We start from the raw sequence: 13,465 nt of genomic DNA, 5'->3' as shown, positions 1-13,465 counted from the left end.
GCTGTGCGTACAGTTAATTGGCAGCAACTATCAGCATCTGAGCAGGCGAGTGTATTGTCTCGTCCAGCTATCAACGCAGGTGAACAGATCCGAGAGTCAGTCTCAGAGGTGTTGTCTCAGGTAAAAAACCGAGGCGACGCCGCAGTTATCGAACTGACGGAAGCGTTCGACAAAGTCCAATTGTCTCAACTGCGAGTGACTCAGGCGGAGATAGATACCGCCGTCGCTAATGTTGACGACTCACTAAAAGCAGCGGTTGAACAGGCTTGCAACAATATTCGTGCGTTTCATGAAGCGCAAAAAGCCGCGCCACTTAGCGTAGAGACTCAGCCTGGTATCCGCTGTGAAATGGCTACCCGCGCCATCGAATCTGTTGGTCTTTATATTCCCGGCGGCAGCGCACCACTGGTATCGACCGTTACCATGCTGGCGATACCCGCTCAGATCGCGGGTTGTAAGCGAACCGTATTGACCTCTCCTCCGCCGATTGCGCCAGAGATTCTTTATACCGCTCAGTTGTGTGGTGTGGATGAGATCTATGCCATCGGCGGTGCCCAGGCGATTGCAGCAATGGCGTTTGGTACCGAAAGCATTGGCAAGGTCGATAAAATCTTTGGTCCCGGCAATAGCTATGTCACCGAAGCCAAACAACAGGTCAGCCAGAGCCACGCCGGTGCAGCTATCGATATGCCAGCCGGTCCATCAGAGGTTCTGGTAATCGCTGATGGCGAAGCCAACCCCGACTTTGTTGCCGCCGATCTACTATCACAAGCAGAGCATGGCGCTGACAGTCAGGTGGTTTTGGTGACACCTTGCGAAGGCATGGCAGGCGCGGTGTCTGCCGCAGTGGCTGAGCAACTGGCGCAATTGAGCCGAGAACAAACTGCCGCTAAAGCCATCGACAACTCAGTCATTATAGTGTGTGCCGACCTAGAAGAGGCTGTTGCTATCAGCAACTTATATGGCCCAGAGCACCTTATTATCCAAACCCGCGAACCTCGCGAGTTACTGGATAGCATCGAGCATGCTGGTTCAGTCTTTTTGGGCGACTGGTCACCAGAGTCCGTTGGCGACTACGCCAGCGGTACTAACCACGTGTTACCGACCTACGGTTATGTGCGCACCTACTCCAGCCTCAGCCTGAACGACTTCTGCAAACGCTTTACCGTTCAAGAACTGACTGCTGAAGGTCTAGCTGCGTTGGCCCCCTGTGTAACGCGCATCGCTGATGCCGAAGGACTGGATGCACACCGTCGCGCCGTAACAGTACGCACCGATTTTTTGGAGAACAGCTGATGAGTTTAGGTGAAAAACTGATCCGCCCAGCGCTGAAAGATCTGGTGCCCTACGAGAGTGCTCGCCGCATCGGGGGTAATGGTGATGTTTGGCTTAATGCCAATGAAAACCCATACAGCCAGAAGTACCAACTCGACTGCAGCCGTTTCAATCGTTACCCGGAGTTTCAACCGCCAGCGGTGATCCAAGGCTATGCCGAATATACCGGCTTGGCTCCAGAACAGGTGCTTTGCACGCGTGGCGCAGACGAGGGCATCGAGCTGCTGATACGCACCTTTTGTGAACCCGCAAAAGACAGAGTACTGATCTGCCCGCCAACCTACGGCATGTATGCGATCAGCGCAGAAACCAATGCAGTAGAAACCGTGAAGGTTGTGGTTGATAACGATTTTCAGCCAGATGTTGAGGCAATCAAAGCCAACTCAAAGGGTGTGAAACTGGTATTCCTCTGCTCGCCAAACAATCCAACAGGTCACCTCTTGGAACGTGAGAGACTGCTTGCATTGCTGGACTATTTTTCTGAGCAAGCGCTGGTGGTCGTCGACGAAGCCTACATCGAGTTTGAAGCAGAAACGTCGGTTCAATCGCTATTGGCTGATTACCCAAACCTTGTCATTCTCAGAACCTTGTCTAAAGCGTTCGGCCTGGCCGGATTGCGCTGTGGTTTCACTCTAGCGTCGAAAGATATTATTCAGCAGCTAAGTAAAGTGATCGCGCCCTACCCGGTACCCGAGCCTGTGGCTCAGGTGGCAGCGCAAGCGTTATCGACCGACGGGCTTTCGACCATGCGCGCGCAAGTCGCTGAACTAAACACATTCAAGCAACAGTTTATTGCCGAGCTAAGCGCCTTAGGTGCAGATGCCTGGCCCTCCGCAGGTAACTTTGTCATGGTCAAAGTTGATGACGCCAAAGCCTGCATGAAAGCCGCTTTGGACGCGGGCATCATTCTGCGAGACCAAAGCAAACAGACCAAGCTGGACGGCTGTGTGCGTGTCACCGTTGGCAGTAAGGTCGAGATGGAAAGAACACTGGAAGCGTTACGGCTATTTTTGAAGGAGGCCGCATGAGCGCCGAAAAGATCCTGTTTATTGACCGCGATGGCACGCTCATCGTTGAACCCCCCACAGATTTTCAGGTTGATACTCTGGAAAAACTGGAGTTCGAGCCTAAGGTGATCCCTGCCCTGCTTAAGCTGCAGGCTGCGGGTTATAAGTTGGTAATGGTAACCAACCAGGATGGTTTGGGTACAGATAGCTATCCGCAGGCTGATTTCGACCTACCCCACAATAAGATGATGCAGCTTTTCGAGAGTCAGGGCATCAAGTGGGATGACGTGCTTATCTGCCCTCACTTTGAAGAAGATAACTGTACCTGCCGTAAGCCAAAACTGGGCTTGGTCAAACCTTACCTGCAGCAGGGTAAAGTCGATTTCAAAAACAGCTACGTGATCGGCGACCGTGCAACGGATATTGCACTGGCTGAAAACATGGGCATTGAAGGTCTGCAATACAATCCAGAAACCTTGGGCTGGGATGCCATCGTTGATCTCCTGCTTTATCAAGAGCGTACTGCCAGCGTTAGCCGTAAAACCCGAGAAACTGACATTCTGGTAGAAGTGAATCTCGATAAACAGGGCGGCAATCAGTTTGCAACCGGCGTAGGCTTCTTTGACCATATGCTGGAACAGATCGCGACCCATGGCGGTTTCCAGCTCAAGCTCACCTGCAACGGTGACCTGCACATTGACGACCACCATAGCGTAGAAGATTGTGCCTTAGCCTTAGGTGCAGCTTTGAAAGAAGCTCTTGGAGACAAACGTGGTGTTGGTCGCTTTGGCTTTGTACTACCAATGGATGAACTGGAAGCCAGCTGTACGCTAGATCTGTCTGGCCGCCCCTATTTCGTTTTTGATGGTGAGTTCAGCCGTGAAATGGTAGGTGAGCTTGCCACAGAGATGGTACCTCACTTCTTCCGCTCACTGAGCGATACCCTGGCCGCAACCCTTCACCTGAAAGTAGGCGCGGGCAATTGTCACCATCAGGTAGAAGGTCTGTTCAAAGTGTTTGGCCGTACCCTGCGTCAGGCAATCACCGTTACGGGTGATGCCCTGCCCAGCAGTAAAGGAGTGCTGTAAACGTGACCTCTGAGAACGAGAGCCATGAAATGGCGAGTACCAAACAATCGATTGTTATTATCGATACCGGCTGCGCCAATATTGCCAGTGTCAAATACGCGGTGGAACGCTTGGGTTATCAAGTGACAGTCACCGCTGACCACGAGCAAATCCGCAGCGCAGACAAGGTGTTCCTGCCAGGTGTCGGCAGTGCATCAGAAGCGATGAAAAACATCAGTAAGCGTGACTTAATCACGCTTATCCAGAGCCTGACTCAGCCAGTACTTGGGATCTGCCTTGGTATGCAACTGATGGCAGCCTTTTCGGATGAAGGCGAAGTAGATTGCCTGGGATTAATTCCAGACCGCGTCGCACCGCTAAAAGGTGGTGACGGACTGCGACTACCCCATATGGGTTGGAATGCGGTAATACCAAAAGCCGATCATCCGCTGTTTGCGGGCATAGAATCGGGCACCTATTTCTATTTTGTCCATAGCTTCGCCCTGCCTGTGTCAGAGTACACAGCAGCAAGTTGCGAATACGGCCAACAGTTTTCCGCATCGGTCAGCCGAGATAACTTCTTTGGCGTACAGTTTCACCCTGAGCGCTCAGCTCAGGCTGGAGCCACTCTGATTAAAAATTTCCTGGAGATGTAACGGATGATCATCCCTGCGTTGGATTTAATTAATGGCGAAGTGGTTCGCCTTTATCAGGGCGATTACGCCCAGAAAACCACCTACAGTTTTGATCCCGTCACCCAGTTTCAGCATTACCAGCAGGCCGGTGCCGAATGGCTTCACTTAGTGGATCTGGACGGTGCGAAAGATACCAGTGCCCGTCAGTTGACTACCATCGCTAAACTGATCGCCGAAACAAACGCCAAGATCCAGGTAGGAGGCGGTATTCGCAGCGAAGACGACGTTAAGCAGTTACTCGATATTGGTGCTGAGCGCGTGGTCATTGGCTCGCTGGCAGTTAAGCAGCCTGAGCTGGTCGCCGAGTGGATGCGCACTTACGGCCCTGAGCGTATCGTTTTGGCATTGGATATCAATATTGATGACAGCGGCAACAAACACGTTGCGATATCAGGCTGGCAGGAAAGCTCCGCGATGACGCTGGAGCAGCTGATTGAACATTATCTCGAAGTGGGCCTTAAGCACGTGCTGTGCACTGACATCAGCCGTGACGGTACGCTGAAGGGGTCAAACGTTGACCTCTACACCGAGATGTCTGCTAAATACCCGCAGATTGCCTGGCAAAGCTCTGGCGGTATCGGTCAGTTGACTGATATCTCTGATCTGAAGCCTGCGGGTGTGGCAGGCGTGATCGTGGGACGTGCCTTGCTCGAGGGTAAATTCACTGCAGAGGAGGCATTCCAATGCTGGCAAGACGCTTAATCCCCTGCCTGGATGTCCGTGACGGCAAGGTTGTTAAAGGGGTGCAGTTCCGCAATCACGAGATCATCGGTGACATTGTGCCGCTGGCGCAACGTTATGCCGAAGCGGGTGCTGATGAGTTGGTGTTTTACGATATCACGGCGTCATCAGATGCCCGTGTCGTCGACAAAAGTTGGGTAAGCCGTGTTGCTGAAGTGATTGATATTCCTTTCTGCGTTGCTGGCGGCATCAAAACCGTCGACGATGCCCGGCGTATTCTTCTGAACGGCGCGGATAAGATCTCAGTTAACTCCCCTGCCCTGGCGGATCCTAACCTGATCAGCGAGCTGGAAGCTGCTTTTGGGAAACAGTGTGTGGTCGTTGGTATCGACAGCTACTTCAATAAAGAGAGCGGTCAATACGAAGTTTACCAGTTCACCGGTGATGAGAGTCGTACCCAAAAAACCCAATGGCAAACCGTCGATTGGGTGAAAGAGGTTCAAAAGCGTGGCGCAGGTGAGATCGTACTGAACTGCATGAATCAGGATGGTGTTCGCGAGGGCTACGACATCGAACAACTCGCCAAAGTACGCGAAGTATGTGATGTACCTCTGATCGCTTCTGGTGGTGCGGGTGCCATGCCACACTTTAAGGACGTCTTTCAGCAAGCCGACGTGGATGGCGCGCTCGCAGCCAGCGTGTTCCACAAAGCGATTATCGATATTCAAGAACTCAAGCAGTACTTGCGTGACGCTAACGTGCAGATCCGTCCGTAACGGAACTGCCCAAGGATTTGGAGTAAAAACTATGCTGGATCAACAGGCTCGCGACGCTCTCGCCTGGGAAAAAGTAGATGGCATGATGCCTGCCGTAGTGCAGGACATCTGCTCAGGAAAAGTTCTGATGCTCGGTTATATGAACCCGGAAGCGTTGGATAAGACCCTGGAAACAGGCAACGTCACTTTCTTTTCCCGCACCAAACAGCGTTTGTGGACCAAGGGCGAAAGCTCGGGCCATTTCTTGAAGCTGGTAGAGATCACCGCAGACTGTGACAACGATACACTGCTGGTCGGTGCCAACCCTATTGGCCCCACCTGCCATCTGGGACACGAAACCTGCTGGCTGCCAGAGCAAGAGCCGACACTTAGCTTTATCGGCCAACTGGAAAAGGTGATCGCCTCACGTAAAGGCGCTGACCCAGGCTCAAGTTACACTGCCAGCCTGTATGCCAAAGGCACCAAGCGTATCGCTCAGAAAGTGGGCGAAGAAGGCGTTGAAACGGCCCTGGCGGCAACCGTTCACGACAAAGAAGAATTGGTTAACGAAAGTGCCGATCTTATCTACCACTTGTTGGTCCTGTTACAGCAGGAAGATCTAAGCCTTGCAGATGTCGCAGCCAAATTGAAAGAGCGTCACAACGTCTCAGGTTAATCGCAGCACTTAGTAAAATCTGAGTAAGTTGAATTCAAAAAAGCCACCCTAGGGTGGCTTTTTTCTTGATAGCCGAACATGTAACTACTTGTCAGAGCTCGGTTTGACTTCGCAATGCTGACTATTAGGGTTGTATTCGAATCCGTCTGCACAGGGGTATCGGGGACTGTAGTCCTTTTTTCCTTTGCTAGGGCTGTTTACACCTGAGGCTGGCAACGCCGGTTTGGGTTGTTCAGCCAACAAAGGGTCGTCCTTCTCTTTAAAAAGTTGCCAGCTGGAGGGCGGTAAATCTCGTCTTGGAGGTAAGCTAACACGACCGTCTCTACCTTCAGCATAAGGCGCTACGGGTTGATAACCTCTATCGGCCGAGGGCAATATTCGCTCATTCATTGGTTTGGCACTGAATGGCTTCACATATTCTGGTGCGCGAGGTGAGTAGATCGAAGATTTCGCATTTTTAGCACAAACACCGCCCGCCATGAGCATCATGGCAAACACAATGACCAAACCAAAAAACCTATGCGCTGTTCGCTGTATCATTCATCCACCTTGCATCACGCATGCAACTACGAATCCAATACAAGTTTAGTCTGCTTCAACAGATCAAGGTTCAGCATCAATTAGCAGAGCTGTTGCTCAAAAAGAAAAAAGCCCGGTGAAATCACCGGGCAACCAAAAATAGTTGGTAAAAATAGTATGACTAAAATTAAAGCTCTTCAGCTTAAAATATATTTGTACCAGCCATAGGCTGTTGGTTTACCACCACGCCTCTACTTGAGCACCGACGCGAATGTTGCCATCATCGCCTCCTGAGTCACCAGCAGTGTTGTTTTCGGCTTGATCACCCCAGAAAGAACCTGCATACAGACGGATAGTCGGACGCGCCCAGAAGCTTCGACCCGCACTCCACTCTTGCGCAACCATCACTTTGTAGAGATCTTGTTTATCATCCATCCATGCTTCTTGAACCTTATCGTAACCAACCTCTAGGGTGGTCTTCATGATATCGTTCCACTTGTACATGGGGCGTGCAACAAAGCTCATGCGAGTCGCATCTGTTTCGGCAACATCATCACCACTTGCTGTCGCTGCCTGATATAGTGCCGAGTAACCTAATTCAATATCCTTGCTCAACTTAATCACACCAAAGTCCATGATCCGGTATGAATCTTTATACGAGCCATCCCACCAGTAATTATTCAAGGATTCACCACCACCGTGGTTAGCCCATGCGGCATGTCCCATGGAATCCTTACCGTATTGAGCAACAATTTTATTGAAGCCACCCAAAAGCCCATGACTGATCTCTGCAGTAAAGAAGTAGCCGTCATTGTCTGTATAGCCTGCGTCATCCTGATTTTCAGTCAAATCAGTCCAACCATATATACCAATAAGCTCTAGACTTGCACCACTCCATAGTGGGATCCCTGCATATCGAACATCCAATTTATTGTTTTGGATAGTTTCATCATCAACCTTATTGTCGCCCTCAATACGTGATGGCGTATCAAAATTAGTCCAGGCGATTGATGCCTTGCCCGGCCCCATGTCGATTCCTTCCAAACCAACACCGTAGCCCGAGTTATTCACATAATAGAGGTCTAACCAATGGACGTCTTTTCTTTGGTAATAGCGCTTACCACCCCAAAGGGTTGCTTCTGGTGCAAAACCTACAACACCTTTAGCCTGAATATTAAACTGGCGAAGTGCAAAGTCGCCTTCAGCCCAAGGTTCACCGCCTTCTTCCGAAGGGTTTAAGGACTGGTAATCATTACCTTGATCTTGAATATCGGTCGCCCACATAGCTTCGACTTTAAAACTCTTACCGTCTCGACTATATAGCTCTTGTGCCAATCCTAATTCGACGTAGGTATCACACTCATCACCTAATCGACCAACAAAGTGCCCAGCAGCGCCACTTCCGTAACAAAGCTGTTCACCACCTGACGCTGTTGTTGACATACCTGCACGACCATAACCGTGAAACTCAACGGCCACAGCTTGAGAAGAGATAACTGCCATTGCAACTGCAGACGCTAGTGGCAGGAGCTTGCTATTTATTTTTTTCATAACTACTTCCTTTCATATATTTGACCCCAAAATAGGTCAACGACTTAATAGCTCGCGGAAGATAGTAAGATTGAAAGTTCAATAAAAAATATAATTAGCAATAAATTGAGACAGGACTCAAACAAAAAATAGATTCAAAAACATATAAAAAATAAAAGAAAAACAAAAGCGACCAATAACTAGAACATAAAGTTAACAAATAAAATATGTTAAGTACAAAGGCCCAATTTAAAAAACATAGTCAACCAGTGCAATTAATAAGCAATAAAACATAATAACAACTAATGTAGGTGGTAAAAATAACAACATATACAAAATCAACACTTTTAATCGAATTTGATAGCTACCAGCTACATATAAAAAATAATTCAAACCTCATTGAAACATTAACTTAATATTTCTGACATATACTGGAGCAAAGTGCGTGTTTTAGCCAAGATCAAGAAAGCCAAAAAATCAGTTAAACTACACCATAGATCGTGGGTTTTTGGCATCCAGATCACAGCCTGACGCACAAGATATTGTGTTAGATTTAGGCGATGCTACTATTGGTCAAATAAAGGACAGGATAAAAAGACGTTGAAACGGTTACTCTCCAGTGCGCTGTTAGCGCTGACAGCAGTGACAAGCGCCCAGGTTAGCGCAGGTGTAATAGGAAGCGACGAGCGTTCCCGCGTCGTTAGCGCCCACGTCTACCCTTATCGAGCTATCGGCCTTATCCAAACCGAAAAAGCCACATGTACCGCTACGCTCATCGACAAAACCCACATAGTTACCGCTGCTCACTGTTTATTCGACGTTCAAGAAAACAAGCAGTGGAAGCGTAATCCCTACTTTATTCCTGGGAAGAATGGTAGTGCCGCCGGCCCCAACGGGGTGTATCAAATAAAGCGTGTCTTTGTGGACAAGCAGTACATCCGTCAGGCAAAAAAAATCAAACCTGTCGCTCTGGCCCAATACCACGAACAATCCAATGCTGCATTCCACTCTTTTCTGACTAACAAGTTGGATCTGGACATAGCGGTCGCAGAACTCGACCGACCAGTTGCCGAACGCGTTGGCTTTATGGAGCTGAAAAGCGTTAACCGTAAAAGCCTGGCCCCCTATATTCACCTGACTGGTTACCCTTCAGACAAAACATTGCACACTCAGTGGACAACCCACTGCCAAAGCGATTGGGATAAGGGTAAGACGAAAGCCGCAGATACATTGATTCATAAATGCGATACCAGTCCAGGTATGAGTGGTGCCGTGGCGTACGTCAAAGATTTTGATGATAAATACTATGCTGTCGGACTATTCTCTGTGGGCACCATGAGCCACAATTTTGCTACAGCTTTTGATGACGGCCTTAGGGAGCGCTTGTTAGGCTGGAAAAATGGTATTGAAGATAACAATACCCTAGTGCATGAGTTTAGCCACGAGAAGTTCCACAAGATACACCTGTCAAATCAATGCACCTTCCCAATATATGCAGCAATTAACTACCGTAACCTGAATGGCGAATGGATAACCAGTGGTTGGCGCCATCTGGATGCTGGAGAAAGCGCCTACGTTGCCAGTACCAAAGACAAGTCCTACTACGTCTATGCTAAGGCAACCCACAATACGGCTATCAATTGGAAAGGGACTGACAAGTTCGAAAAGATTGGGAGCAGTAAACACGCTAAAAAGCACGGGATGAAATCAGTGAAGATTAAAGACGAAGTGTTTACGCCCCAATATCACCCCTTCCCCTGCTGAATACACAAGTAAAAAGGCGCCTCAAGCGCCTTTTTTAATGGTTAGACATTTTACTAAATGGCTTTGAATTGGTTACTTAGAGGATCATAGGCGTATCCTATATCCGCCAGTCTGTCGCTGAGCGATTCAGCATTCATCTCATAACAGGTGCTCAGGTCCCCAATATCATCACACTCTATCCGCAATTTTTCGTTCACAATGCCCAACAGAATGTAAGGATCAATTGAATAAAAGTTGGTTAAATCCATGGCGCTTCCCCCTCACGCACAACAAACCTCTGTTTAAAAGTAGTCAAGGAAACAGATCGCCGCTAATCTTGCCCGCCAACTGGTACGAGGTGTTGATCACAATGTGATGCATCTGGCGGATGCTTACATATACGCCCTGTGCCAGAATGAGAGAAATAACCAATAAAGACGAAAGAGCCTATGACGTACGCTGAGATTGTTGGCTGGGGTAAATGTTTACCACCGGCGGAATTGACCAACCAAGACCTGAGCACTTTTATGGAAACCTCTGATGAGTGGATCCGTTCTCGCACAGGGATTGCCGCCAGACGCATCAGCCATGTAGATACCTCAGTGTTAGCCGAACACGCAGCGCGCCAAGCGCTTGCAGCAGCGGATATCGCACCAGAGCAGTTAGACCTTGTTATCTTAGCTACAGCCAGCCCGGATACACTGGTACCAAATATTGCATCCAAGGTTCAGAGACAACTGGGTGCAATCAATGCGGCCGCCATGGACGTAAATGCCGCTTGCACAGGATTTGTCTACTGTTTGGAGTTAGCCACCCGCATGATCCAGGGCGGTGCCTACAAGCGCGCACTTGTTATCGGCGCAGAACGGCTCTCCTTTCTGTTGGACTGGAGCCAAAGAGATACTGCTGTCCTGTTTGGCGATGGTGCTGGCGCAGCGGTATTACAAGAAACCGAGCAGCCTCTTGGTTTGTTGCAAGCCCAGCTAGGTTGCGACGCGGAAGGACGAGACATCCTGGCTATCCCTAACTTTGGCACGGCAATGGACCGCTTTGACCAGAACAATGGCTACTTCCAATTTAACTTTATCGGTAGAGAGATATTTAAGCGCGCGGTGAAAGGAATGTGTGGCGCTGCACAAACGGTACTGGCTCGCCAAGAATGGCAGCGAGAAGATATTGATGTTGTTATTCCGCACCAAGCAAACAAGCGCATTATTGAAGCACTTTGCCAGCAGATGGATGTCCCCATCGAAAAAGCTTTTGTAAACATTGAAAACTACGGTAATACATCAGCCGCCACCGTCCCTATCGCCCTATGTGAAGCACTGGAGCAAGGACATATTAAGCCAGGAGATAAGATCCTTACCGCTGCCTTTGGCGCAGGCTTAACCTGGGCTTCCGCTATCCTCAAATGGGGCGATAGAGTCACCCCAATAAAAACGGTTGAATCAATGCTACCGCCCTGTGATGAAACAGCATTGCAGTTACTGGCAGATGCCATCAAATACTGTTTTGAGCGCCCAGAAGGTAAATAACCATGTCAGAATTTGCCACCGCCGCTGAGATTGTACAGTTCTGGTTCGAAGAATGTACGCCAAAGCAATGGTGGCAAAAGTCAGAACAGTTTGATCGCTTGGTTGCTGGGCGCTTTGAGGCGACAGTCGTGGCCGCGGCTCAAGAACAGCTTACCCATTGGCCTGATAACGCTGAAAGTGCACTCGCCAGGATTTTGCTGTTGGATCAATTTACCCGCAATATCTGGCGAGATAAGAAACAGGCTTTTGCTTATGATTCGCTAGCGCTGTCGACAGCAGAGCAAGCAATAGCCAAAGGCTATGATAAACAGTACCCCATCAATCAACGCGCTTTTTTCTACATGCCTTTTATGCATAGTGAATCTGCCGCAGTGCATGAGCGTGCGGTTCAATTGTTTAGTCAGCCGGGACTGGATGACAACCTCTCTTTTGAACTACGCCACAAAGAGATCATCGACCGATTTGGAAGATATCCCCACAGAAATCAGGTTTTAGGTCGTAAAAGTACCCCCGAAGAGCTAGATTTTCTGACCCAACCTGGGTCTAGTTTTTAACCAGATCAAACCAAGGCTCTGACCAGCTGGCTCAAGGCTTGTCTACCCATCTCGCTTCATATACGCTTAGCGACATTGCGCGCTTGCCGCACCTATATACCAATCACGTTTAGCAAAGGGACCCCACTCATGTTTGAGCAGATCTCCGCCGCCCCGGCTGATCCAATTCTCGGCCTCACTGAAGCTTTCAAATCAGATACTCGCAGCAACAAGGTAAACCTTGGTGTTGGTATCTACAAAGATGAAGCTGGCCAAACGCCAATTCTGGCAACGGTGAAAAAAGCTGAAGCGATCCTGCTGGACAATGAGAAGACCAAGTCCTACCTAAGCATCGAAGGTAATGCTGCGTACGGTGCTGCGGTTCAGGCCCTGTTATTCGGTAAAGACTCTGACATCGTGACAGCCAAGCGTGGCCGCACTGCACAGGCACCAGGCGGTACCGGTGCGTTACGCGTAGCCGCTGAGTTCTACGCCAGTCAACTGACTAACAAGAAGATTTGGGTCAGCAACCCAACTTGGGCCAACCATAACAACGTATTTGCAGCGGCAGGTCTAGAGATAGCCCAATACACCTATTACAACGCCGAAACCAAGGACTTGGACTTCGATGCCATGCTTTCTTCTTTGGAAGGCGCAGTTGCAGGTGACTTGGTGCTGTTCCACGGCTGTTGCCATAACCCAACAGGTATCGACCCAACTGAAGCGCAGTGGCGTCAACTGGCAGCACTGAGCGCTGAAAAAGGCTGGTTGCCTCTGTTTGATTTTGCTTATCAGGGCTTCGCCAAAGGCATTGAAGAAGACGCCACTGGCCTAAGAATATTCGCGGAAAGCAACGCTGAACTGCTGGTCGCAAGCTCGTTCTCTAAGAACTTTGGTCTCTACAACGAGCGTGTGGGTGCCTTCACTCTGGTTGCTAAAGACAGTGAAGTGGCTGGTACCGCATTCAGCCAGGCGAAATCACTGATCCGAGCGAACTATTCTAACCCACCAGCCCACGGTGCAGCTGTTGTTACAACGATCCTTAACGACGACGCTCTGTATGCAGAGTGGGATAAAGAAGTTGCCGAAATGCGTGACCGCATCCAGCAGATGCGCGACCTGTTTGTTGCCACACTCAAAGAGAAAGGCGTAGACCGTGATTTCAGCTTCATCGCTCGTCAGAACGGTATGTTCTCGTTTTCTGGTCTGACTAAAGATCAGGTAGCTGCGCTTAAAGATGAGCATGGTATCTATATCGTTGGTTCTGGCCGCATTAGCGTTGCCGGTATGACCCGCGACAACATGGATCAGCTTTGCACGGCAATCGCTGCGGTGATCTAATTCGAGCCATTCCATTTGCTCTTGTATGAAGGCCGCTAATGCGGCCTT

General features: G+C 49.5%; 14 protein-coding genes. 11 read left to right on the top strand and 3 right to left on the bottom strand.

Translation table 11 applies throughout. The features are described 5' to 3' along the window. Nucleotides 1-3: 3 nt before the first annotated feature. The 7 genes from hisD to hisIE are packed head-to-tail and all read left to right on the top strand — an operon-like array spanning nucleotide 4 to nucleotide 6,216. A complete protein-coding gene (hisD, locus tag ABEA14_RS18970) occupies nucleotides 4-1,296 on the top strand; it encodes a histidinol dehydrogenase (protein ID WP_345342363.1) in 1,293 nt (430 codons plus the stop codon). Further along, nucleotides 1,296-2,363 carry a histidinol-phosphate transaminase gene (hisC, locus tag ABEA14_RS18965; protein WP_345342361.1) on the top strand — a complete coding sequence of 356 codons (1,068 nt, stop codon included), beginning with the start codon at nucleotides 1,296-1,298 and terminating at the stop codon, nucleotides 2,361-2,363. The genes hisD and hisC overlap by 1 nt, the downstream gene beginning before the upstream one ends. Continuing rightward, nucleotides 2,360-3,430, top strand: a complete 1,071-nt coding sequence (gene hisB, locus ABEA14_RS18960) for a bifunctional histidinol-phosphatase/imidazoleglycerol-phosphate dehydratase HisB (protein WP_345342359.1) — start codon at nucleotides 2,360-2,362, stop codon at nucleotides 3,428-3,430. Before hisC ends, hisB begins: the two co-directional genes overlap by 4 nt. A gap of 29 nt (nucleotides 3,431-3,459) precedes the next feature. Then, nucleotides 3,460-4,065 (top strand): imidazole glycerol phosphate synthase subunit HisH, encoded by a 606-nt coding sequence (hisH, locus tag ABEA14_RS18955; RefSeq protein WP_345342489.1) that lies wholly within the window; start codon nucleotides 3,460-3,462, stop codon nucleotides 4,063-4,065. A 3-nt stretch (nucleotides 4,066-4,068) separates the two neighbouring features. Next, entirely contained in the window at nucleotides 4,069-4,806 is a 738-nt protein-coding gene (hisA, locus tag ABEA14_RS18950) for a 1-(5-phosphoribosyl)-5-[(5-phosphoribosylamino)methylideneamino]imidazole-4-carboxamide isomerase (protein WP_345342357.1), read from the top strand. Next, nucleotides 4,788-5,561, top strand: coding sequence for an imidazole glycerol phosphate synthase subunit HisF (gene hisF, locus ABEA14_RS18945; protein ID WP_345342355.1), 774 nt, complete (start codon nucleotides 4,788-4,790; stop codon nucleotides 5,559-5,561). Before hisA ends, hisF begins: the two co-directional genes overlap by 19 nt. A gap of 31 nt (nucleotides 5,562-5,592) precedes the next feature. Continuing rightward, nucleotides 5,593-6,216, top strand: coding sequence for a bifunctional phosphoribosyl-AMP cyclohydrolase/phosphoribosyl-ATP diphosphatase HisIE (gene hisIE / locus ABEA14_RS18940; RefSeq protein WP_345342353.1), 624 nt, complete (start codon nucleotides 5,593-5,595; stop codon nucleotides 6,214-6,216). 84 nt (nucleotides 6,217-6,300) lie between these two features. On the opposite strand, the gene ABEA14_RS18935 is transcribed toward hisIE, so the two are convergent. Both ABEA14_RS18935 and lamB read right to left on the bottom strand, forming a co-directional pair. After that, the gene (locus tag ABEA14_RS18935; RefSeq protein ID WP_345342351.1) at nucleotides 6,301-6,756 is read right to left on the bottom strand and encodes a hypothetical protein; all 456 of its coding nucleotides are present in this window, start codon (nucleotides 6,754-6,756) and stop codon (nucleotides 6,301-6,303) included. 216 nt (nucleotides 6,757-6,972) lie between these two features. Beyond that, entirely contained in the window at nucleotides 6,973-8,286 is a 1,314-nt protein-coding gene (gene lamB / locus ABEA14_RS18930; RefSeq protein ID WP_345342349.1) for a maltoporin LamB, read from the bottom strand. Nucleotides 8,287-8,865: 579 nt separating this feature from the next. Here lamB and ABEA14_RS18925 point away from each other — a divergent pair. Next, a complete protein-coding gene (locus tag ABEA14_RS18925; RefSeq protein WP_345342347.1) occupies nucleotides 8,866-10,029 on the top strand; it encodes a trypsin-like serine protease in 1,164 nt (387 codons plus the stop codon). Nucleotides 10,030-10,082: 53 nt separating this feature from the next. On the opposite strand, the gene ABEA14_RS18920 is transcribed toward ABEA14_RS18925, so the two are convergent. Then, on the bottom strand, nucleotides 10,083-10,277 hold the full coding sequence (locus ABEA14_RS18920) for a DUF4250 domain-containing protein (RefSeq protein ID WP_345342345.1): 195 nt from the start codon (nucleotides 10,275-10,277) through the stop codon (nucleotides 10,083-10,085). 180 nt (nucleotides 10,278-10,457) lie between these two features. Between ABEA14_RS18920 and ABEA14_RS18915 the strand changes: the two genes are divergently transcribed. From ABEA14_RS18915 to ABEA14_RS18905, 3 genes are all read left to right on the top strand, one after another. After that, entirely contained in the window at nucleotides 10,458-11,543 is a 1,086-nt protein-coding gene (locus tag ABEA14_RS18915; RefSeq protein WP_345342343.1) for a ketoacyl-ACP synthase III, read from the top strand. A gap of 2 nt (nucleotides 11,544-11,545) precedes the next feature. Then, complete coding sequence (locus ABEA14_RS18910; protein ID WP_345342341.1) at nucleotides 11,546-12,097, top strand: DUF924 family protein; 552 nt, start codon at nucleotides 11,546-11,548, stop codon at nucleotides 12,095-12,097. Nucleotides 12,098-12,226: 129 nt separating this feature from the next. Beyond that, complete coding sequence (locus tag ABEA14_RS18905; RefSeq protein WP_345342339.1) at nucleotides 12,227-13,417, top strand: amino acid aminotransferase; 1,191 nt, start codon at nucleotides 12,227-12,229, stop codon at nucleotides 13,415-13,417. Nucleotides 13,418-13,465 lie beyond the last annotated feature (48 nt).

Origin of the sequence: Corallincola platygyrae, from assembly GCF_039544265.1 — a bacterium.
GTDB classification, from domain to species: Bacteria; Pseudomonadota; Gammaproteobacteria; order Enterobacterales; family Neiellaceae; genus Corallincola; species Corallincola platygyrae.
The sequence above is the reverse complement of the archived record's forward strand: the minus strand, read 5'-3'. Positions and strand labels throughout refer to the sequence as shown.